Below are 22,611 nucleotides of genomic sequence, written 5' to 3'. Positions count from 1 at the left end.
TTTAAAGGACGGCAACCGATGTTACCTTTCCCTGATTTTTTTCCTGTCAATTCTTTTTTAACAGGTATACCTTGTGCCCTGTTCAATCAAAACCTGCAAATACTTGCAGGCCTGACTGGTTTTCTGTAGCTTTTGCTTTCTTTACGGTCTTTCGGACGCCGCTTGTTGCGTATGCCAGAGCCGGTAAGACACGAAGTACCGAACAAATTTATAAATTAGCACCATAATCGGCGGCTTAAGCAAACGTTATGCTGCCATATCACAACGAATTTTCCGCATCATAAGATGAATTATAACCGCAAAGAATACTCTGACGACGAACTGATCGCCTTATATAAAGGTATCCTGAAGCCCCGTATGATCGAGGAGCGCATGCTGGTGCTGCTGCGCCAGGGCAAAGTGAGTAAGTGGTTCTCAGGTATAGGGCAGGAGGCCATCTCCGTGGGCTCGGCCATGGCGCTGGAATCAGACGAGTATATCTTGCCGCTTCACCGCAACCTGGGAGTGTTCACCAGCCGCGAAGTGCCTTTGGACAGACTCTTTGCGCAGTTTCAGGGCAAGAAGACTGGCTTTACGAAGGGCCGCGACCGCTCTTTCCACTTCGGCTCCAACGAGCACCACATTGTGGGCATGATCTCGCACTTGGGTCCGCAGCTGGCAGTGGCCGATGGTATAGCCTTAGCTGACTTGCTGGATAACAAAGAGAAAGTGGCGCTCGTGTTTAGCGGCGATGGCGGTGCATCAGAAGGTGACTTCCACGAGGCGCTGAACGTGGCGGCTGTCTGGAATCTGCCGGTTATCTTCATGATCGAGAACAACGGCTACGGCCTTTCCACGCCGAGCAACGAGCAATTCAAGTTCAAGCACTTCATCGACAAAGGCCCAGCTTATGGTATAGATGCCTTGCAGATCGACGGCAATAACATTGTGGAGGTATACGATACGGTGCGTCAGGCTGCCTACAGCATGCGCAAGAACCCGCGCCCGATGCTGATCGAGGCGATCACCTTCCGCATGCGCGGCCACGAAGAGGCCAGCGGTACCAAGTATGTGCCGCAGGAGCTATTTGAGAAGTGGTCGAAAAAAGATCCGGTGGAGAACTTTGAGAAGTACCTGCTCGACGAAGTGATCCTGACGCCAAAAGCCATCGAAGGTATACGCGAAGAGATAAAGGCCGAAATCGAAGAGGGGCTGCAAACCGCCTTTGCGACGCCAATGCCGGAAGCCAACAGAGAAGAAGAAATAGAGGACATGTACCGTCCTTTTGAGCAAGAGGTGATCAAACCTGCTTCGGATGCCAAAACCGAGCGACGCTATGTAGACGCCATTTCAGATGGCCTGCGCCAGAGCATGGAGCGCTTCTCGGAACTGGTGCTGATGGGGCAGGATATTGCTGAGTACGGTGGTGTTTTCAAAATAACAGAGGGCTTTGTCGACCAGTTTGGCAAAGACCGCGTGCGCAACACACCGCTTTGCGAATCAGCTATACTAGGTATAGGCTTGGGTATGTCCGTGAAGGGCAAGAAGAGCATGGTCGAAATGCAGTTCGCAGATTTCGTGAGCGCTGGCTTTAGCCAGATCGTGAACAACCTGGCCAAGAGCCACTACCGCTGGGGGCAAAATGCCGATGTGGTGGTGCGGATGCCAACTGGCGCGGGTGCAGCTGCGGGTCCGTTCCACTCGCAGAGCAATGAAGCCTGGTTCTTCCATACCCCGGGCCTAAAGATTGTGTATCCGTCATCGCCATACGATGCCAAAGGTTTGCTGAACGCAGCCATCGAAGATCCGAATCCGGTGATGTACTTTGAGCACAAGCTGCTCTACCGCTCCATTTCCCAGGAAATTCCAGACGATTATTATACTGTAGAGATTGGCAAGGCTAAGTTAGTGGCTGAGGGATCGGATATCTCCATCATCACCTACGGCATGGGCGTGCACTGGGCCAAGCAACTGCAGCAGGAAATGACGGACATCAGCTTCGACATACTGGACCTACGCTCGCTGCTGCCTTGGGACAAAGAAGCTGTGCGAGATACCGTAGCCCGTACCGGCCGCGTTATTATTCTGCACGAAGACACCATGACCGGCGGTATAGGCGGCGAGATAGCGGCTTGGATCGGGGAGAACTGCTTCGAGCTGCTCGACGGCCCGGTAACACGTGTTGCCAGTCTGGATACGGCCGTGCCGTTTGCGCCGCCGTTGGAACAGGAGTTCCTGCCAAAGCAGCGCCTGCGCGAGAAGGTGGAGAGCATTATGGCATTTTAGCGGAAAATAGAGGAAATAAACGTATATTGCTTGTGATGCAGAAAAGTAGATATTGGGTGTTAGGCCTGCTGTGCATGGCACTGCTGTTCGGGTCGGGCTGTCAGCGCAAGGGGATTATACCTTGCCCGAAGCCTGGCAAGACGAGTAAAGTGTCCGGTAAAAATGCCTCCGGACTGGAAGCCGTACGGGTGGACATGGACAAAAACGGCCGTGTGAAGAAGAAGCGAATGGGAATTTTTTAGGGGAGCAACTCCTATTCCCGAATTCAGTATAACAACTGTAGATGGAAAGCTGTTATGGAAAAGTTGGGATTTGAAAAGCAAACGAAACGTTTGGTGGTAATGACAGGTATGCTGTTTCTAGCGGCATGGCCTGCATTTAGTCAGATCAGCTATACCATGACAGATAAGCACGGTCGCTTGCTGCGTCAGTCGCTGCGGGAAGCCAACCAGGTAGAGGCAACCACCTATAAGGAAACACACCTGAACATGGACGCCTATACCTTGAAAAAGGGCGAGTCTGGCAAATTGAGGCAGCGCCCGATGCTGGGGTTGTTCAAACCACAGCAAGATGGCACGAAGGAGGCCGTGCAGCGTGACCCGGCTGTCCGTGAGAAAAAGAAATTCAGGCTTTTCCGGAAAAAGGAAAAGTAAACCTAACCAGATAGCTATGAATTGGCATCCGCTTACAAGCGTAGAGCAATTAGATACCATAATTGAAGAGTCGAAGCTCACCCCGGTGGTGATATTTAAGCATAGTACATCATGTTCTATCAGCTCCACTGCCAAAAGCAGATTGGAGCGCCAGTGGGATGGTGCCGGTGTAGACCATATTAAGCCTTACTATCTTGACCTGTTACGCTACCGACCTGTTTCGAATGAAATAGCGGAAGTGTTTCAAGTACAGCACCAGTCACCCCAACTGCTGCTTATCCAGGATGGTATGTGCGCGTATGATGCCTCACATTTGAGCATCAGCATTGACTCGATGAAGAAGAGCTTGGTGGCCTGATAATTCAGAGCCGTTAGTCCGGCCCCATTGATAACCTGTATTCCTTGATAGTAGCCATCCTGACCGGAGTTGTAAGCTGGGCTGTATGGCTTCGAATGCCTGATACCGCCTGCTTTTGGTTCCGGCCTTTGGATAGAACGTACCTAACCCAAATTGTATAAAGGTGGCAAGAAACCTGTTACTCACAATTGCTATGACACTGGTGCTGGTTTTGCCGGCTGCAGCTCAGTCTGACGATGACTTTAGCAATGAACTCAGCTACGGCATCAACCTGAATTCGAACGGCGGCCTGCTGGGTGGCGTATTTGTGCGTAGCTCCTGGTTCATGAAAGAGCGACTCTACCGTTTTGGTGGCCTCGAGATCGTGGAGATCAAACATCCGAAAGAAAACAGGCTTTACAACCCAGGGTCAGGCGATCATTTTATAGCAGGCAAGCAAAACCATTTCTTCTCAGTGCGCCCGCACTATGGGCTGGAGCATGTGTTGTTCCGTAAAGCTGCCGAAAGCGGCGTGCAGGTGAATGCACTGGGCGCAATAGGCCCTTCGCTGGGATTGCTCATACCTTACTACATCCGCTACGACTATGCCGGCGGCCTTGGCAGTGACATTCGCACCGAGGCCTATGACCCGAATAAGCATTTGAGCTTCGAAAACACGCTGGGCAATGCAAACGTGCTTACTGGCCTGGGCGAGACTAACATCAATCTGGGTGTGCATGCTAAAGCAGGCCTGAGCTTTGAGTACGGCCGCTACCGCGAGAGCATTACAGGTGTGGAAGTAGGTTTTATGGTCGAGAAGTTCTTTAAAGACATGGTCATGATCCCGCAGACAGAGAACTACAGCCTGTTTACCTCCGTGTACCTGAACATCTACTACGGCCGCCGCAAGTAAGAGGGGCTGAGAACAATTTCCTGCAATTGCTTGTTGAGAGGAAAGCACCTGATGATGGGCGGCATAGCCTTAATTTCCGGATGCTTTTGCTGAAGTCTTAACGCATTATACCTATCTTTGCAGCATGGATGAAATGATGACACTTCCGGTAATACAACCCAACGCGAAGCCCGAGGGGCTCAATGCTTTGGGTCAGCCACGCAAGCCAAACTGGCTGCGCGTAAAGCTGCCGGTAGGGAAAGAGTATGCGAAGGTTAGAAACATCGTAGACGAGTATAAGCTGCATACCATCTGTGAGAGTGGCAACTGCCCTAACATGGGTGAGTGCTGGGGAGCCGGTACAGCTACTTTCATGATTCTGGGCAATGTGTGTACACGCAGCTGCTCTTTCTGTGCCGTGGCTACGGGCCGCCCTAACGAATACGACCAAGACGAGCCGCGCCGTGTGGCTGAAGCGATTCAGCTAATGGGCGTGAAGCACGCTGTAATTACTTCTGTGAACCGCGACGAACTCAAAGACCGCGGTGCCGCCATCTGGCATGAAACCGTGCGGATGGTAAAAGAGCTTTCTCCTGCCACTACTATTGAAACTCTTATCCCTGATGTGAAGGCCAGCTGGGATGCCCTGATCACAATGATCTCGCCGGGCCAGGAAGTGGTATCGCACAACATGGAGACAGTGAAAGAGCTATACCGCCGTGTGCGACCACAAGCTAAGTATGACCGCAGCCTAGAGCAGATTCGCCGCACCAAAGAGTATGGCAAGCGCACTAAAACCGGTATCATGCTGGGGCTGGGCGAAACCCGCGAGCAGGTATACCAGACCATGGACGACCTTGCTGCTAATGGTTGCGACATTCTGACACTGGGCCAGTATCTGCAGCCAACCAAGCTCCATATTGAGGTGGCTGAGTTCATTCACCCGGATTTATTTGATCATTACAGAGAAGAAGGACTGAAGCGCGGGATCAAATATGTGGAGTCCGGTCCGCTGGTACGCTCTTCCTACCATGCTGAGCGTCACGTGCATGTATAGGCTCTGTTAAGTTATTAACTTTCAAAGATTTTTTAGAAAGTTTAATTTAATTTAAAAAGTGCCCTTTCGGGAATCAAATCCTGATAGGGCACTTTTTTATTGCACTACTTTTCTTCCCTAAATTTCCCTATTCTATTTAAAAAATTTTCATTTCCTTTGTCCGCCCATATAACAAAAGGTGTATAAATGCAGCATTTTAGCAACTTAAAGGTTGTTGAATTAGTATATTCGAATATTTAGCTACTGATACACTTATATATGTCCATATTCTAAACACTGCACTGGAAAGGTAGATTCTTGAAAAAAATGTTCACAAGAATCATATTAGAATAGTTTTACAAAATTGCTGTTATAACATTTTATTTAAAGATATATATTGTATTGTTTATATTGTATTAAACTTATCTTGAATATATAAGTATCAAGATATAATAAAAAATTATGAAAATACATTTATATTTATGCCTAATTTATTACGCTTTTTTACATATTCCCTATGAGTAGAATTTTACTGCTTCTCACCCTTTTTCTGACTGCCACTACCACCCTTAGTTTTGGGCAGACGGAAATCAACCTGGGCCGCGTGAACAGGTTCATTGCTTTAGCCAATGAACAAATCGTCGTGAAAGGCCCGGATACAACATGGATCCGCGGTGACATCGGCATCAGTCCTGGCAAAGTAATTTCTGGTGAAAACTTTCTTAGAGTAACTGGTAAGAAGGAAAAAGGTACAGAACTGGCAGCAGAAGCAATGCTCGATGCCAATAGGTTGTACCAAGAGTTAATGGCTCTTCAAGAGAGCGATAACTTCAATCCCAACTTAGGTAATGGCCATGAGATTTACCCAGGTGTTTATAGCATCAATGGGAATACCACTATTAGCGGCATTTCGTTGCTAGTGACACAAGGAGGCAGTACACCAATCTTCGTGTTTAAGATCAACGGTAATCTGAAAGTGAATCCGGGTGCCCTTAGCCTTTCCGGCGTAGGGGTCGAGACCAAGAATATTTATTGGGTTGTGGACGGCAACGTGGAGATCCAGGCGCCGAGCAGTCTGTATGGTAACATCATTGCGACCGGCGACATCACCTTCGGAAAAGGTGTTTCGCTCTATGGCCGCGCCATTTCCATTGGAGGCACTATCTATTTCGACAACAACCCAACGGTGCTGCAAAACGTGACCAATGCCGACCTGTCGGTAGAGAAGAATGTAGACAACAAAGATGTGTCACTGGGTTCGCGCGTGACCTATACCATTACGGCCAAAAACAACGGTCCAGGTATTGCACGCAATGTGGTGGTGAAAGAGCGTATCCCATCCGGGCTGAGGCTGGTAGAAGTGAAGCCTGCTACAAAAGGAAGCTACGACGAAGAGAAAAGCGAGTGGGTGATTGGTGATATGGATGTGTTTGAAACACAGGACATTCGCTTGGTGTTTGAGGTGATCAACACTGGTAACATCCGCAACGAAGTAGTAATCATCGGTGACAACCCCGACCCTAATCCTGGCGATGAAGAAGATGACGAAGAGTTGGTGCTGCCTAACCTGGGTCTTACTAAGCGCATTCTTGATCCAAAGTCGAGCTATAACCTGGGCGATGTGATTGCCTATGAAATCAAGATCTTAAACACATCTTCAAAAGAGGAAAAGAACATCAATGTCAGCGAGCAACTTGCGAGTGGATTGAAGTATGTGCGTCACGAGGAAACTCCAGGCACCACCTACAACCCAACTACAGGTATCTATAACATTCCGACACTTGCAGGTAATGCGTCTGCTACGTTAATCGTATATGCCGAGATTGTGAGCACGGGGAACATCCGCAACGTGGCCACGATCATCGACCGTCCTGATGACAAAGACCCGGATGACAACGAAGAAGAGGTGGAGATCATCCTGCCTGACCTGGGTATAACCAAGAAAATCGTTGATCCGAAAGAGGAGTACAAGATAAATGATGTGGTAGCCTATGAAATCAAGGTTTCAAACAACGCCTCTACTCCTCAAACAAATATAAATGTACGCGAGCAGTTGCCACAGGAGTTGGAGTATGTGCGTCATACTGCTACCGCGGGAACGACTTATGACGCCTCTATAGGTATATTCAACATCCCTACATTGGCAGGAAATACTTCTGCTACACTGATCGTGTATGCGAAGATCGTGCGTACGGGTGCTATCCGTAACGTAGCCACGATCATTGATCGCACGCCGGACAATGATAAGGATCCGGATAACAACGAGGAAGAAGTAGTAATTCTGCTGCCAGACTTAGGTGTAACAAAAGAACTGGTGAATGCCAAGGCTGAATACATGGTCGGCGAGATGGTGCAATACCGCATTGTGGTAACAAACCATGGCGCAGCATCAGAAAAGAACATAGTAGTAGGTGAGAAACTGCCAGAAAGTCTTTTGTTGGTAGACTTTACTGTAAGCAATGGTGCTTCCTACGATCCGGCTACCGGAGAATTCAAAATCCCTACACTGGAAGCAAAGGCTACTGCTGAGCTTGTTATCAATGCTCAGCTTGTGAAAGCAGGCCTTGTACGCAACATCGCTCGCATCATCAGCAGAGATACGACAGACCCTACTGATCCAACCGATCCGACCGATCCAGGTGACCCAAATAACCCAGGCGATCCGAACAATCCGGGAGATCCAGGCGATCACAAAGATTCTGATCCAGACAATGACGAGGACGTTGTAGTAATTCCGGATGTGAAGTGTAACCCGAATATTGAGCTATCAATTGTAGAGGCGCCAACTTCAGTTTGCCGTGAAGGTGAACTTACTTTCAAAGTAACATCGGATGTGATTGGTGGCACTTATACCTGGACGCTGCCAAGCGGCTGGAGAACAGTAAGCAAATCAGAAGACGGCAGCACCGTAACGGTACAGGCTGGCACTGCATTGGGCAACCAGGTAGTTAAAGTGACTGTGAACACACAGTGTAAGGATGTTAACAAGACGGCTGAAACCACTGTAAATGTGATTGGCGAGCCAACTGGAGTAGCTATCACCGGAGCCAGTGCCGTGTGTTTCAACAGCAATACAGGTATAGCTCTGAGCGCCGCTTCGCTAGAAGGACTTACTTACAAGTGGACACTGGGTAGCAACCTTGAGTTTGTGGAAGGCACAAACGATGCCGGCACAAGTGTAAGTGTTCGACCTAAGGGCCAAAGCCTGGCGGGTGGCAAGGTATACCTGACGGTGACCAACGCCTGCGGATTCAGCACAACAACCGAAGCAACTATTATCGTGACACCTACTCCGGCGGTGCCAACTGCCATCATCGGCAATGTGGACCTGTGCGAGGAAGAGGAAACAACCTTCAGCACACCGGTAGTGGCAGGAGCCAACAGCTATACCTGGACCTTCCCGGCAGCTGACTGGACAGTGGTAAGTGAGCAGGAAAATGGCAGAATCATTCGAGTGAAAGTTGGCAAAACAGGAGGTCAGATCAGCGTGAAAGCCGGCAACGATTGTAGCGCAAGCGCCGCCTTCAGCCGGGAAGTAAAAGTAACGAACAAACCGACAGCGCCATCCATAGCCAGCACAGCTACAACGGGATGTATCGGGGCTACGCTTACGTTCAGCATACAATCTCCGGAAGCAGGCATGACTTATACCTGGGCAGTGCCGCAAGGCTGGAGCGCCAACACACTAACCGGAACCAGCATCGAGGTAACAGTAGGTGAGACAAGCGGTGACATTGAGGTGTATGCTACCAACACTGTGAAAGACTGCGGTGCGGGTGCTGTATCCAAAGTAGCTGTTTCGCCATCTCTGAAGCCAGTGACTCCCGGAGCGATCAGCAGTAATATGAATGTGTGCCTCAACAGCACGGGTAATTCCTTCAGCATCGAGGCGGTGCCTGGCGCTACCTCCTACGAGTGGGAAACTACCGGAGGCCTGACGATCGAAGGAGCCAGCAACGGCACAAGCATCACAGTAGCTGCTGCTGAAACAGGTGGAGTTGTGCGTGTACGCGCCGTTAACGGTTGCGGTAACAGCGAATGGTCTGTGTTGCAAATCGATATCACCATGCCTCCTGCTCCTGTTACCCGCATCACGGACAATAGCAGCGTCTGCGAAGGCCTTATTTACACGGCTGACCCAGTAGAAGGCGCAACGTCTTACACCTGGACGGTAACAGAAGGCTTCACGATCGAGTCAGGGCAAGGTACTACAACCATCAAGGTAAAGGCCAACAGCCCGACCGCCATGGGACGTGTAAGTGTGATTGCTTACAACGGCAGCTGCCGAGGTTCTGCTGAGTACAGCATTGACATGGATGCCAGAGTGGCTGACGGTCAGCTGGAGTTCCCGAAAGCCTTTAGCCCGAACGGTGACGGCAAGAACGATACCTGGCTGGTGAAGAACCTGGAGAAATTCCCAGACAATGAAATGGTGATGTTTAACCGCTGGGGATCTGAGGTATTCAAGCAGAAGAACTACAAAAACGATTGGGCCGCCAAAGGGCTGGAACAAGGTACTTACTTCTACAAGGTAAGGGTGAAGCTATGCGATGGCAAGTACCAGGACTACAGCGGCTACGTGACCATCTTCCGATAAGCGAGTGCATTCATTTGAAAATTTTATTACCATGAGAATACTTTATACCCTGCTGGCGCTGCTCTTCACCTTTGCAGCTAATGCCCAGCAAAACCCGCAGTACTCGCAGTACATCTTCAACAGTATGGCCATCAACCCGGCCTATACCGGTACCAAAGGTGTACTCAACATCAACGCCTTCCACCGTTCGCAGTGGACAGGTATAGACGGAGCCCCTACTACACAGGCGCTGAGCGTAGACGGCCTGACCAGCCACGAGCGATTGGGCCTGGGCCTGAACTTCACCCGCGATAAGATCGGTGCCTACTCTACCACCTCGGCTTATGCCAACGCGGCGGCCCGTGTATCGGTAAGCGCACGTGGTACGCTGAGTTTAGGTATAGCGGCCGGTGTGGTGCAGAGCGTATTAGACGGTTCAGAACTGGGTGTGCCGGATGATCCAAGTATCCCTTCAGGCAGAGACGTGTTTTACAGACCTGATGTGAAGCTGGGTGTCTATTATAATACATCACGCTTCTACGCTGGCCTTTCTGCATCTGACCTGATTCAGTTCAAGGACGTTTTCCAGATCGAGCCGGTTCGCCATTATTACTTCACTACAGGTTATGTGTTTGATGTGAGCAGCTTTGTGAAGCTGAAGCCAAGTGTGCTGATCAAGGAAGACTTCAACGCACCTGCCAATGTGGACCTGAATGGTTTCGTGCTGTTAGGTGACCGTCTGTGGCTGGGTAGCTCATACCGCACCAGCATGAACCTCTTCAACAAAAACCCGGAAGCGGATCCCGTGACGAAGCGTACCGCCCTGGCCCTGATCGCCGAACTGCAGGTAACCAACGCTTTACGCCTGGGTTACTCATACGACCGAATGCTCAATGACCTGAGCGGTTTTCAATCGCACGAGATTTCAGTAGGTTACTACTTCTTCAAGAAGCAGGACACGAAAATGCTGACGCCGCAATACTTTTAATATTAGCTCTTACCGCATATGAATTTCAGACATATACCCTTATACCTTACTGCTGCCCTGATGCTGGGTGCAGCCCCTGTGGCCGAAGCGCAGCAGGAGCTTCGCAAAGCAAACAAGCACTACGAAAAGTTTGAGTTTGCGCTGGCGCTGGAGCAGTACAGAAAAGCGTCGGAGAAGCGTAAACCGGATGTCAAAACAGCCGAGCGCATTGCCGACTCTTACCGCCTGACACGTCAGACCGTGGAGGCAGAGCGTTGGTATGCACAGGTAGTGGCCATGCCAGGTCGTGACCCGCAGAACATTTACCACTATGCAGAGGCGCTGCGCAGCAACGGCAAGTACGAGGAAGCAAAGCAACAGTACATGCAGTGGGCGGAGGAAGTGCCGCAAATGGATGAGCGTGCCCAGCACCTGATGGCATCTTGCGACAAGGCAATAAGCTGGACCAACCAGAAAATGCCGTTGGCCGAGGTACAGCGCCTGAGCGGACTGAACATTCAGGGTTTCTCTGACTTCAGCCCGATGAACTATGGCAAAGACGCGATCATCTTCACATCAGACCGTGGTGTAGATCAGGAAGGAAAATCAGCCGGCACCTATGGCTGGACCGGTCGCCCGTACCTACAGCTCTTTATGGCCAGCCGCGATGGCAACGGCAACTGGGGCAAACCCACTGCACTGCACGAAATGATCAACGATCAATACCACAATGCCACAGCCTCGGCTACCGAAGATGGTCAGACGCTTTATTTCACCCGCACACAACTCGTGCAGCAGCGTAAGTCTGGCAATGCTGACCCGACTAGTTGGGTAGACAAGTCGCAGGTGAACGAATACATCAACCGATTGGAGATTTACTCATCACAAAGACGTGGCACTACCTGGACAGAGATAAAGCCGTTTGCTTTTAACAATGTAGCAGAATACTCTGTTGGTCATCCGGCCTTGTCACCTGACGGTAAGATCATGTACTTCGTGTCAGATATGCCGGGAGGTATGGGCGAGACGGACATCTACTATACCCTGCGCCAGCCTGATGGTAGCTGGGGAGAGCCTGTTAATGCCGGTATCCTGATCAACACATCGGGGCGTGAGAGCTTCCCTTATGTGGATCAGAATGGAAAACTATACTTCTCGTCTGACGGACATATTGGAATGGGCGGGCTGGATATCTTTGCAGCCGAGGGCAAGCACGCTGCCTGGACGGCTGTAAACAACATGGGCCATCCGATCAACTCGTCGAAGCACGACTATGGTATCATGTTCAACGAAGATGAAGAAACCGGTTTGCTCTCTTCTAATCGCGAAAGCAGCAACGGCACTGACGATATCTACAGCTTCAAAGTACTACAAAAGCCTGTCGTGATAGCTGTGACTACACTGGAGCGCAAGCAGAACGAGCAGAAGAAAAACGTGCAGCTCCCATTGCCGCAGGTGCAACTCGTGATCGCGCAACAGAACCCGAATGACAGCAGTACAGTCTTGACAAACACGAAGGGGCAGTACTTTATGGATGGCCGCAAAGGAAACTCCTATGTCATGCAGGGCTCGAAGCAAGGTTACCTGAATCAGCACTCGCTGGTAGTAGTGCCAAAAACAGCTCCGGATACCCTGCAGGTAGCCATGGTGTTTGACAGAGACGAGAAGAACGTAGCTATTGTACTGGAGAACATCTACTATGACCTTGATAAGTGGGATATCCGTTCGGATGCTGCCAAAGAACTGGATAAACTGGCCGAGGTATTGGAGGCAAACCCGACGATTAAGATTGAGCTGAGCTCGCACACCGACAGCCGTGAAAGTCTGAAGTACAACCAGGTGCTTTCAGAGCGCAGAGCCCAGGCCGCCGTGGATTACCTGATCGAGAAAGGTATAGCCAAAGACAGGCTGACTGCCAAAGGCTATGGTAAGACTAGGTTGGTGAACAAATGTACTGATGGAGTGTCTTGTCCGGAGGAAATGCACCAGCAGAACAGAAGAACTGAGTTCCGAATCAAATAGGAGCTCACTTTAGGAGATTTAAAATTTCATTAGCTTTCATAGTTTGGAAAGGCTCCGCAGATTCTGCGGAGCCTTTTTTCATTTTTCAGCTAAGGGTATTATTTTTTGTTGCGCTGGTTTTGTTGCTGTTTACCACCGGTGTAGGCAATGCGGTACACTACTCCATTTGAGTCATCAGTTACCAGTAGTGAGCCATCAGTATGCGTGGCCACACCTACCACACGGCCAAACTGCGACTTGTTGTCATCTACCAGAAAGCCCGTCACGAAGTCCACGAATTCTTTTGGCTGACCATTCTCGAAGCGGATACGAGACACTTTGTAGCCGGCTGGTTTAGAGCGGTTCCAGGATCCGTGAAAAGCTACAAACGCATCGCCGGCATACTCTTTTGGAAACTGGGTGCCTTTATAGAAAATCATATCAAGACCCGAGGCGTGGGCGGTATAGGTGAGCAGTGGGTACTTGGTTTTCTTTTTATACTCTTCATAGCTCATGTCCTCGGGTTGGTCGCCGGGGTTTTCTTTTCCTTCACCGTATATGTAGGGCCAACCATAGTCAGCGCCTTCCTCGATCTTGTTCAGCTCTTCGCGCTGCTCGTCATCACCCAGCCAGTCGATGCCGTGGTCCATGCCGAACATTTCGCCGGTTTGTGGGTGCCAGTCAAAGCCGAGTGTGTTGCGGAGGCCCTTGGCGTATACCTTGCGGTTTTTGCCGTCAAGGTCAGCTTGCAGAATAGTGGCGTGCTCCTTGTTTGGCTCATCGCAGGAGTTGCAGGTACTACCGATAGAAATGTAAAGCTTGTTGTCCTGGCCAATGCGCAGCGTACGGTTCGGGTGCTGACCGCCATCGGGCAGGTCATCCAGGAGCATTTGTAGTTCAGATAGCGAACCGTCTTTGTTGATGTTAGCGGTATACAATTCCTTTATAGTAGCCAGCCACACTTGATTGTCTTTTATTACAATGCCGTGCATGTGCTCCTTGGTGGCCACTACTTTCTGCTCGTCAGCCTTCCCGTCTTTGTTCGTGTCGCGGATCATGGTCACGGTGCCCTTGTCGCGGTCAGTCACGTACACCACACCGTCGTTGCTCACGGCAATCATGCGGGGCTTGTTGAGGTTTTCGGCAAACTTCGTGATCTGGAAACCGGCTGGAACTTTTAGCTGCTTCACGCGGGCGTCGGTGGCATCAACCCGGGCAGGTTTAAAGATGTGGCCTTCCACGGAAGCACTCACTGGTTTTTCACCTCCCTGCGCAAAGGCTGGCGCACCAATAAGCGTCAATGCCAAAGCCAGTGAAGCAGTAGTCGTAAGTAGTTTTTTCATAGTTATGGTTAGGTTTAATTTCACAGGTATGGTTTGTATTTTGATTTAACCGAATGCCAGCTCTGATTGTTACAAACGGGCAGAACATAGCAATTACTGTATAAATCTAAACCTCAAAAGGTATAACCCGTTTTGTTAGCAGTTAACTTGCATACATGAATCCATTATTACTCCTGCTCCGATCCCTTTTTCTGACTGCCCTCATGCTTCTGCCTTTTCTGAGTTACGCTCAGCAACAGGTCAACGGCCAAGTACTGCACGCCAAGACCCGCCAGGCGCTGGAAGGTGTGACGTTGACAGCCAATACAGGCGAACAGGCGATTACCAATACTTCCGGACGCTTTGATTTTTCCTTTGCAGACCGTGCGACTTTCCTGCTGATCTCGCACATTGGGTACAAGTCAGATACTGTTTTCTTACAGCGCATCCAGCCAGGTACGGCCCTTCGGGTGTACCTGCAGCCACTGACAGCGAGTCTTTCAGAGGTAGTGGTGACGGGCTATGAAAGCAACCGGCCTTTGCTGGAAACAGCGGGAGCCTTGAGTGTAGTAGGCCGGGAAGTGATGCAGCGCTTTGATGAGAGTTCATTGGTGCGCGCCGTAAATACGGTACCGGGGGTGCGGATGGAGGAGCGGGCCACAGCAAGCTACCGCCTTTCGATCAGGGGTAGCAGTTTGCGCTCCCCCTATGGTATACGCAATGTGAAGTTATACCTGGGCGAAATTCCCCTCACCGAGTCAAATGGCATTACCAACCTCAATCTGTATGATGCTTCCAACTTCAACAGTATGGAAATACTGAAAGGTCCGGCAGGCAGTATTTACGGAGCAGGTACAGGCGGAACGGTTTTGTTGGAACCCCGCAGAGCAGCTCCCGGAGAGAAGCTGTTTCAGGTGGGTTCAACCTTTGGCTCGTTTGGCTTCCAGCGCTATACTGCCAGTGCCAGTGTAGGCAGTGAGAAGCAGAGCCTATACCTGCAGTATTCCCGCCAGCGACTCGACGGCTATCGGGAACAATCCGGTATGGACCGCGAAACGCTTATGCTGACCTCCACCTTCAACCCATCTGACAAAAGCACGATCCAAGCCAACCTGATTTACTCCGACCTGTTTTACCAGCTGCCCGGCGGGCTGACGCAGGAGCAGTATGAGCAGGATCCGCGGCAGGCACGGGGTGGGATGTTCGGGAGTGTGATGCAGAATGCTTCGATGAACCAGCAAGGTATAAACATCGGCCTGTCGCAGGAGTACCGCTTCAGCGACAGCTGGAAAAACACGACCGCCCTGTATGGCCTGTTCAGGTATAGGGATCATCCGTTCAACACCGACTATGAACGCAACACCAACCAAGAGTATGGAGGCCGAAGCCGTTTTGTTTACAATACCCAGCTCGGCGCCGCAGCTGCTACGATCACCTTCGGCGGCGAATACCAGCGCGGTTTTGAAGCAGCCCGCACCTATGACAATAATCGGGGACGTACAGACTCGTTACGTACCGACGATGAAGTATTGGCCAAGACCGGCTTACTCTTTGCCCAAGCAGAGTTTGAACTGCCCGGCAACTGGATTGTAACGGGTGCACTCAGTCTGAATGATACCCGCTATGAGATCACCCGCCTGCACCAGGCCCCAGGTGGTGGTACATACCAATATACCCGTGATTTCAGTGCGGTGCTTTCGCCGCGAGTGGCATTGCTTAAGGGGCTGACGGAACAGGTGTCGGTGCATGGCAGCGTAAGTGCGGGCTTCTCGCCGCCTTCTGAGGAAGAGTTGCTGACCTCTGACGGTGCGCTCAACCAGGAACTGGAAGCAGAGAAAGGCATCAACTACGAAGCAGGTATACGTGGCTACACCTTAGGCAGAAAACTGAGCTTCGATGTGGTGGCATTTCACTTCCGCCTACGTGAGACGATAGCGAGTCGGCAGGATTTGTCGAGCATCGCCGTATTCCGGAATGTGGGCGCTACTTCCCAGAGCGGACTCGAAACAGCCTTGGGCTGTACCTTGCTAGAAGATGCCACGCAACCCCTAAGTTTGCTCAAGGTATGGGGCAGCTATACCTACAGCCACTTCCGTTTCCGGGATTACCAAAAAGACGACACCGACCTGAGCGGTAACAAGCTCACCGGCGTTGCCCCACATACCTTGACTGCCGGCCTCGACTTGGCTACCCGCTTTGGCCTATACCTGCACCTGACAGCCAACTATGTAGACGAGATTCCGCTTACGGATGAGAACACAGTGTACGCCGATGCTTACCTCGTAGCAGGCGCTCGCTTAGGATTGAGAAGGGAATTGGGAAAACAGTTTGCGCTGGACATATTTGCAGGCTCTGAAAACTTGACGGATCAGAAGTATAGTTTGGGTAATGACCTCAACGCATTTGGTGGGCGCTACTTTCAACCGGCATCGCCGCGCAACTACTACGGCGGCTTCAGCCTGTCTTATCGCCTGTAAATTATCGTGAAATTGGTCTGCTGGATGCGGGTCTGTTAGGTGGGTATTGCGATAGAATGCTGATAATGGACCTTCTAATCCTGCTCTCGTCTGTCTGTGTCACATTAATATCGCCTTCTGCCACGCCGCGCCACACTAACTCGTTGGTACTAGCCGATATCAGGTCAATCAGCATGGTTCCCGGTATATATTGCGCAACTGGTCTGTAGCCCGGAAAATCGGCAGAGTTATAATTGAAACGATAGCCAAACCAGTAAGCGTATCCAAAATCAGGAGAAGCAGTAGCGGCATCCTGTGCTACTGACACATCATAAGCAACCAGCAGGTCTGGATTTTCGACGTCAAGCAGCATACCTTTCTTAACCAACTCAGCTGCGATGGCATCTCGCACCCGCCTGTCCAGAAGCGGCTCGTATAGGTTGGGGTCTGCGGAGGTATTAGCCATCTCGGGTTCCAGCAGGGCAAATGTGCGGTATATTTGAAAGTCTACGCTGCGGTCGTAGGTGCTGTCAGCCACTATAGAAGGAATACAACCGCTCAAACCGATCAGGAAGGCAGGTATAAGGTATAGTAAATGCTTCAGGTTGGGTATAGCGTATCGCATAGCACTATCGTTTTAGGTATAGGATCATTTCTAAAACAGGTATACGGTGCGAGGCAGGCAGTAGGTATAAACAGATACAGCAGTCAGGGCCAGTGCGGCTAAAACAAAAAAGCCTGACCACAGGGCCAGGCTTTTCAGGTATAAGCTTAAGACGGATTAGCCGATAGCTACCATCTCATTTTCATTCTCGTTATAGGCTTCGATCGGAGCGCATGAGCACACCAGGTTACGGTCGCCGTAAGCGCTGTCAATGCGGCTTACTGTTGGCCATACCTTGTTGTCGCGCAGGAAGGACATTGGGAATACAGCCTTCTCACGAGAGTAAGGACGCTCCCAGTTCTCTACCATCGCTACTTTCAGGGTATGTGGTGCGTTCTTCAACACGTTGTTTTTCTGGTCAGCCTTGTCTGCTTCAATCTCACGGATTTCCTCACGGATCGAGATCATCACCTCGCAGAATCTGTCCAGCTCTTCCTGTGCTTCGGACTCAGTTGGCTCCACCATCAAAGTACCTGCTACCGGGAACGACACAGTTGGCGCATGGAAACCGTAGTCCATCAGACGCTTCGCGATATCCTCTACCTCCACGCCGAACTTCTTGAACTCGCGGCAGTCAAGGATCATCTCGTGTGCGCAACGGCCGTTTTTGCCTACATACAATACTGGGTAGTGTTTCTCCAGACGCGCCTTGATATAGTTTGCGTTCAGGATAGCCACCTTCGTCGCTTCTGTCAAACCTTCGCCGCCCATCATCGCGATGTAAGCATAAGAGATTGGCAGGATAGAAGCAGAACCCCAGGGAGCTGCCGAAATAGCGTTGATTGCTTCCGGGCGACCTAAGTCAACCACAGCGTGACCAGGCAGGAACGGAGCCAGATCTTTCACTACACCGATTGGGCCCATGCCAGGACCACCACCACCGTGAGGGATACAGAAAGTCTTGTGCAGGTTCAGGTGACACACGTCAGCACCGATGTGGGCTGGCGAAGTCAGGCCTACCTGAGCGTTCATGTTGGCACCGTCCATGTATACACGGCCACCGTTATCATGAATTACCTGGCAGATCTCAATGATAGACTCCTCATATACACCGTGTGTAGATGGATAAGTCACCATGAGGCAAGACAGCTCATTCTTATATTGCTCTGCTTTGGCACGCAGGTCCGCTACGTCGATGTTGCCTTTCTCGTCGCACTTCACAATCACCACTTTCATGCCGGCCATTACAGCAGAGGCTGGGTTCGTGCCGTGTGCAGAAGAAGGGATAAGTGCTACGTTACGGTGATGATCACCGCGTGACTCGTGATAAGCACGGATCACCATCAGACCAGCGTATTCGCCCTGCGCACCAGAGTTTGGCTGCAGCGACATCGCATCGAAGCGGGTGATCTCACAAAGCCAAGCTTCCAGGTTTTTGAAGATTTCAGCATACCCTTGCGTCTGATCGGCAGGAGCGAATGGGTGCAGCTGACCAATCTCTGGCCAGGTCACCGGAATCATCTCCGCTGTAGCGTTCAGTTTCATGGTGCAAGAGCCCAAAGAGATCATGGAGTGAACCAATGAAATATCTTTGTTCTCCAGGTGCTTCATGTAGCGTAGGATCTCGTGTTCGGAGTGGTGCTTGTTAAACACCTCATGCGTGAGGTACTCGCTCGTACGGATCAGTTTATCAGACCAGGTGATTTCTGTTTCTTCTGGCAGCTCGTCTATACCTAGCACGTCAGCAGACTTGCCAGCTACTTTCGCAAACACAGCCAGGATCGCTTTCACATCTTCCAGCTCTGTGTTCTGGTGCAGGGAAATACCGATGAAGTTTTCTTCGAAGTAACGGAAGTTGATACCCGCTGCCTCCGCTTCAGTACGGATGGCATGCTTCATGTCAGCACTTTCCACCGCAATTTTCAGCGTATCGAAATACTGTTCGTTCAGCTGCTCGAAGCCAAGCGCCTTCAGGCCTTTCTCAAGTTGCTGTGCTAAAGAGTGCGCGTTTAAGCCGATGTACTTCAGGCGACGTGGGCCATGGTACACAGCATACATACCGGCAATTACAGCCAGCAGTACCTGCGCGGTACAGATGTTAGAAGTCGCTTTCTCGCGACGGATGTGCTGCTCGCGCGTCTGCAAGGCCATGCGGTAAGCTCTGTCACCAGCGGCGTCCACCGAAATACCGATGATACGGCCAGGGATTACACGTTTGAAAGCATCTTTTGTAGCAAAGTAACCTGCGTGAGGACCACCGAAGCCCATTGGCACACCAAAACGCTGTGTAGTACCTACCACGGCATCAGCACCCATCTCGCCCGGAGGCGTCAGGAGTGTCAAAGAAAGAATATCAGCAGCCACTGCTACCAGCATTTCCTGCTCGTGTGCCTTGCTGATGAAGTCAGTATAATCGAAAATGGCACCGTCGGCAGCAGGATACTGCACCAGGGCACCAAACAATGTCTCGTCAGTGAAATCGACTTCGCGGTGGTCACCGATTACCAGTTCAATGCCGATAGGTATGGCGCGTGAAGTAAGAATATCAATCGTTTGGGGCAGCACCTGGTTTGACACGAAGAAGCGGTTTGCATTCTTGCGTGCACCTTTGCGCTGTGCGTAGAACATACCCATGGCCTCAGCAGCGGCAGTACCTTCGTCGAGCAGCGATGCGTTGGCAATCTCCATACCTGTCAGGTCCATTACCATGGTCTGGTAGTTGATCAGCGCCTCCAAACGGCCCTGCGCGATCTCAGCCTGGTAGGGAGTATAAGCGGTATACCAACCTGGGTTCTCCATGATGTTGCGAAGAATTACAGGAGGCATGATGGTGTCGTTGTAACCCAGACCGATATACGACTTGTATACCTTGTTCTTTCTGGCGATCTCACCGAATTGCTTCAGGAAGTTAGTCTCAGAAAGAGCCTTTGGCAGGTTCAGCGGCTTCTTAAGTCTAATGGCGGCCGGTACGGTCTCCTCAATCAGTTGATCCAGCGAGTCTACCCCGATGGTTTTAAGCATGTCCTGCATTTGCTCTTTGTCCGGACCGTTGTGGCGCTCCTTGAAAGTGTCAGCAGGTTTTGTTTTAAGTATCATAATGATGAAGTATTGATTGGGAATTTTGGGATTTTCTTTTCCAGTGGAAGACAAGCCAAAGGCCCTCTTTCTTTATTTCTGCAAAAGTAATAGTAATTGTTTATTATATTGAAGCATGAAAGCTAAATAGTTCTGAATGTGGTAGCTTAACACTATCGCCACTCCTGCTATATAATATAAGGTAAAACAGGCAGACAGGGCAAAAGTGATTTGGCAAGGCGCCGACACACTCAGATTTTGAAACATAATTTTCTGCATAACAATTCAGAAAGAAGCACCTATGGAAAAAGTTAAGATCGGGATCATTAAAGAAGGCAAAATACCAGTAGACAAACGCGTACCGCTTACCCCTAAAAAATGCGTTGAAGCCATGCAAGCGTTTCCAGACGCCAAGGTGGTGGTGCAACCGAGCGATGTACGCTGTTTTACCGATGAAGAGTATGCGGAATTAGGTATAGACCTGCAGCAGGACCTGAGCGATTGCGACGTGCTGATGGGTGTAAAGGAGGTGCCCGTAGACCAACTGATCCCGAACAAGACTTACTTCTTCTTTTCACACACTATTAAAAAGCAGCCGCACAATGCCAAGCTCCTCCGGTGCGTGCTCGATAAGAACATAACTTTAATAGACTACGAGCTCCTGACGAATGCACAGGGGCAGCGGGTGGTAGCCTTCGGCAGGTATGCAGGTATAGTAGGTGCTTACAACGGCATCCTCACCTATGGCAAAAAATGGAAGCTCTTCAACCTGAAGCCCGCTTACCTCTGCCACGAGATGGAGGACATGCAGGAGGAGTACTTCAAGGTGAAACTGCCGCCAATAAAAATAGCCGTGACAGGGGGAGGGCGTGTGGCAGGCGGTGCCATGGAAGTGCTCGACAAGATGGGCATCAAAAAGGTGAGTGTATTTGACTACTTATATAAGCAGTTCAAGGAACCCGTGTATGCCCAGCTGCATTCTGGTGATTACAACAACCGCCCCGACGTGGAGGTATGGGACTCGCCTGACTTCTATGCACACCCGGAGCTATACCAGTCCACGTTCCGCAAATTCACTAAAGTAACCGACTTGCTGATGGCCTGCGCCTACTGGGACCCACGTGCCCCAAAACTGTTCTCCGAAGAAGACACTCGCCAGCCTGACTTTAAAATTGACACCATCGCCGACATTACCTGCGATGTGGATGGCTCTATACCCACAACCAAACGTGCTACTACAATTACGGAACCTGCCTACGACTACAATCCAGAAACGGGCAAGCTCGAACCTCCTTATAACAGAAAGGATAATATCACCATAATGGCTGTCGACAACCTGCCCTGCGAACTACCCCGCAATGCCTCCCGCGACTTCGGACGACACCTTATAGATAATGTGTTCCCGCAGTTCTTTAATAACGATGCAGGCGGTATGCTGGAAAAAGCTACAATAGCGAAAGAAGGAGAACTGACGGAAAGGTATAAGTACCTGCAGGAATATGCCGAGACGACTGCAGTATAGAAGTACATTATAATAGTAGAGATACAAATAAGGTATAGTCTTAATAAGAGGCTATACCTTATTTGCTTTATTAGAAAGAAGAAAGGCCCAAAGAAAGGCAGCAAATGAAGGGAAACAATACAATAACAAGTTGCCTGGAGTATAATGGAGAAACTTTTTAAATATTTTGAAAATTTTGATGGTGCAACTCAGATAGTTAAGCGAAACCATTCCGAAACACTAGCTAATGTTATAACACACCCCTTGCATGTCCGGAATTTTTTCTGACCTTTGCACTCCCCACACGGACAAGCGGTCTAGAAAGGGAAACAAGAAAGGCGGCCGGCAGGGCGGCCACCGGCGCTGGAATCGATAGAAGAAAAGCCGGGAAAGATTACTGAAAAAAAACTTTTGCAGAGTGCTTGCGGAATTGAAAACTCTGCTTACCTTTGCAGCCCGCTTCAGCAGGAAGCTACTCCGGGAGACGCCTGGTAACAGGGTCTGCAGGAAAAAGGAAAAAAAGTTTTTAAAAGGTGTTGCGGATTTAAAAAGTCTTCTTACCTTTGCAACCCGCTCCGGAACGCAGGTCACGGAAGCGGAAACGAAAGCGCCTCTCGGCCGAACGGGCTGAGAAAAAGAGAAAAAAAAGATTGAAATTTTGCTTGCGGATTCAGAAAAGTTTCCGACCTTTGCACACCGAAAACGACGAACGGTCGCTTCGGAAACAGCAGGGAAGCGCAAGCGAAACACACGCCCTAAAACGTTAGGGCACTAGCGGAAGAAAAAGTCTTCCGGAAAGTTCTTTGAGAGATTGTTGAGACAGAAAAAGAAAAAATAAGATAGGTACATCCGCGCGGGTGTGACGCAAGTCACCCACCGCGTCAATTCAAGAGAATTAAAAGGAAAGGGCCGCGGGTCGAACGGAC

14 protein-coding genes are annotated in these 22,611 nt (G+C 50.3%); 11 read left to right on the top strand and 3 right to left on the bottom strand.

The window, feature by feature from the left end; all coding sequences use genetic code 11:
- Positions 1 to 285 precede the first annotated feature (285 nt).
- The 9 genes from I0P70_RS20655 to I0P70_RS21530 all read left to right on the top strand — a co-directional run bounded on the left by I0P70_RS20655 (position 286) and on the right by I0P70_RS21530 (position 12,748).
- Positions 286 to 2,265 (top strand): thiamine pyrophosphate-dependent enzyme, encoded by a 1,980-nt coding sequence (locus tag I0P70_RS20655; RefSeq protein ID WP_196121033.1) that lies wholly within the window; start codon positions 286 to 288, stop codon positions 2,263 to 2,265.
- Between the two features lie 35 nt (positions 2,266 to 2,300).
- Complete coding sequence (locus I0P70_RS20650; RefSeq protein WP_007658543.1) at positions 2,301 to 2,507, top strand: hypothetical protein; 207 nt, start codon at positions 2,301 to 2,303, stop codon at positions 2,505 to 2,507.
- A 54-nt stretch (positions 2,508 to 2,561) separates the two neighbouring features.
- Positions 2,562 to 2,918 carry a hypothetical protein gene (locus I0P70_RS20645; RefSeq protein ID WP_196121032.1) on the top strand — a complete coding sequence of 119 codons (357 nt, stop codon included), beginning with the start codon at positions 2,562 to 2,564 and terminating at the stop codon, positions 2,916 to 2,918.
- A gap of 16 nt (positions 2,919 to 2,934) precedes the next feature.
- Positions 2,935 to 3,276 (top strand): bacillithiol system redox-active protein YtxJ, encoded by a 342-nt coding sequence (gene ytxJ, locus I0P70_RS20640; RefSeq protein WP_196121031.1) that lies wholly within the window; start codon positions 2,935 to 2,937, stop codon positions 3,274 to 3,276.
- Positions 3,277 to 3,439: 163 nt separating this feature from the next.
- The gene (locus I0P70_RS20635; RefSeq protein ID WP_370583274.1) at positions 3,440 to 4,168 is read left to right on the top strand and encodes a hypothetical protein; all 729 of its coding nucleotides are present in this window, start codon (positions 3,440 to 3,442) and stop codon (positions 4,166 to 4,168) included.
- Positions 4,169 to 4,301: 133 nt separating this feature from the next.
- The gene (gene lipA / locus I0P70_RS20630) at positions 4,302 to 5,204 is read left to right on the top strand and encodes a lipoyl synthase (protein WP_230392332.1); all 903 of its coding nucleotides are present in this window, start codon (positions 4,302 to 4,304) and stop codon (positions 5,202 to 5,204) included.
- A gap of 496 nt (positions 5,205 to 5,700) precedes the next feature.
- A complete protein-coding gene (locus tag I0P70_RS20625) occupies positions 5,701 to 9,780 on the top strand; it encodes an ice-binding family protein (RefSeq protein ID WP_196121030.1) in 4,080 nt (1,359 codons plus the stop codon).
- Between the two features lie 31 nt (positions 9,781 to 9,811).
- Positions 9,812 to 10,747, top strand: a complete 936-nt coding sequence (locus I0P70_RS20620) for a type IX secretion system membrane protein PorP/SprF (RefSeq protein ID WP_196121029.1) — start codon at positions 9,812 to 9,814, stop codon at positions 10,745 to 10,747.
- Between the two features lie 18 nt (positions 10,748 to 10,765).
- Positions 10,766 to 12,748: an OmpA family protein gene (locus I0P70_RS21530; RefSeq protein ID WP_304608318.1), complete on the top strand. Its 1,983-nt coding sequence runs from the start codon at positions 10,766 to 10,768 to the stop codon at positions 12,746 to 12,748.
- 98 nt (positions 12,749 to 12,846) lie between these two features.
- Here I0P70_RS21530 and I0P70_RS20610 read toward each other — a convergent pair whose 3' ends face one another.
- Positions 12,847 to 14,070 (bottom strand): sorbosone dehydrogenase family protein, encoded by a 1,224-nt coding sequence (locus I0P70_RS20610; protein ID WP_196121028.1) that lies wholly within the window; start codon positions 14,068 to 14,070, stop codon positions 12,847 to 12,849.
- A 155-nt stretch (positions 14,071 to 14,225) separates the two neighbouring features.
- Here I0P70_RS20610 and I0P70_RS20605 point away from each other — a divergent pair, with 155 nt between their 5' ends.
- On the top strand, positions 14,226 to 16,526 hold the full coding sequence (locus I0P70_RS20605; RefSeq protein ID WP_230392330.1) for a TonB-dependent receptor domain-containing protein: 2,301 nt from the start codon (positions 14,226 to 14,228) through the stop codon (positions 16,524 to 16,526).
- Position 16,527: 1 nt separating this feature from the next.
- Here the strand turns inward: I0P70_RS20605 and I0P70_RS20600 are convergent, their stop codons facing one another.
- The gene (locus tag I0P70_RS20600) at positions 16,528 to 17,130 is read right to left on the bottom strand and encodes a DUF4136 domain-containing protein (protein ID WP_196121027.1); all 603 of its coding nucleotides are present in this window, start codon (positions 17,128 to 17,130) and stop codon (positions 16,528 to 16,530) included.
- Between the two features lie 156 nt (positions 17,131 to 17,286).
- A complete protein-coding gene (gcvP, locus tag I0P70_RS20595; RefSeq protein ID WP_196121026.1) occupies positions 17,287 to 20,205 on the bottom strand; it encodes an aminomethyl-transferring glycine dehydrogenase in 2,919 nt (972 codons plus the stop codon).
- 280 nt (positions 20,206 to 20,485) lie between these two features.
- On the opposite strand from gcvP, the gene I0P70_RS20590 reads away from it, so the two are divergent.
- Complete coding sequence (locus I0P70_RS20590) at positions 20,486 to 21,706, top strand: NAD(P)-dependent oxidoreductase (protein ID WP_196121025.1); 1,221 nt, start codon at positions 20,486 to 20,488, stop codon at positions 21,704 to 21,706.
- Positions 21,707 to 22,611 lie beyond the last annotated feature (905 nt).

Source organism: Pontibacter sp. FD36, assembly GCF_015686655.1.
GTDB lineage: Bacteria > Bacteroidota > Bacteroidia > Cytophagales > Hymenobacteraceae > Pontibacter.
Note: the sequence above shows the minus strand (reverse complement) of the source record. Positions and strands in the feature narration are given on the sequence as shown.

Excerpts from the sequence above, each read along its gene's own strand:
- I0P70_RS20655 (WP_196121033.1), top strand. The coding sequence starts at position 286 with ATGAATTATAACCGCAAAGAATACTCTGACGACGAACTGATCGCCTTA.
- I0P70_RS20650 (WP_007658543.1), top strand. The coding sequence starts at position 2,301 with ATGCAGAAAAGTAGATATTGGGTGTTAGGCCTGCTGTGCATGGCACTG.
- I0P70_RS20645 (WP_196121032.1), top strand. The coding sequence starts at position 2,562 with ATGGAAAAGTTGGGATTTGAAAAGCAAACGAAACGTTTGGTGGTAATG.
- ytxJ (WP_196121031.1), top strand. The coding sequence starts at position 2,935 with ATGAATTGGCATCCGCTTACAAGCGTAGAGCAATTAGATACCATAATT.
- lipA (WP_230392332.1), top strand. The coding sequence starts at position 4,302 with ATGATGACACTTCCGGTAATACAACCCAACGCGAAGCCCGAGGGGCTC.
- I0P70_RS20625 (WP_196121030.1), top strand. The coding sequence starts at position 5,701 with ATGAGTAGAATTTTACTGCTTCTCACCCTTTTTCTGACTGCCACTACC.
- I0P70_RS20620 (WP_196121029.1), top strand. The coding sequence starts at position 9,812 with ATGAGAATACTTTATACCCTGCTGGCGCTGCTCTTCACCTTTGCAGCT.
- I0P70_RS21530 (WP_304608318.1), top strand. The coding sequence starts at position 10,766 with ATGAATTTCAGACATATACCCTTATACCTTACTGCTGCCCTGATGCTG.
- I0P70_RS20610 (WP_196121028.1), bottom strand. The coding sequence starts at position 14,070 with ATGAAAAAACTACTTACGACTACTGCTTCACTGGCTTTGGCATTGACG.
- I0P70_RS20605 (WP_230392330.1), top strand. The coding sequence starts at position 14,226 with ATGAATCCATTATTACTCCTGCTCCGATCCCTTTTTCTGACTGCCCTC.
- I0P70_RS20600 (WP_196121027.1), bottom strand. The coding sequence starts at position 17,130 with ATGCGATACGCTATACCCAACCTGAAGCATTTACTATACCTTATACCT.
- gcvP (WP_196121026.1), bottom strand. The coding sequence starts at position 20,205 with ATGATACTTAAAACAAAACCTGCTGACACTTTCAAGGAGCGCCACAAC.
- I0P70_RS20590 (WP_196121025.1), top strand. The coding sequence starts at position 20,486 with ATGGAAAAAGTTAAGATCGGGATCATTAAAGAAGGCAAAATACCAGTA.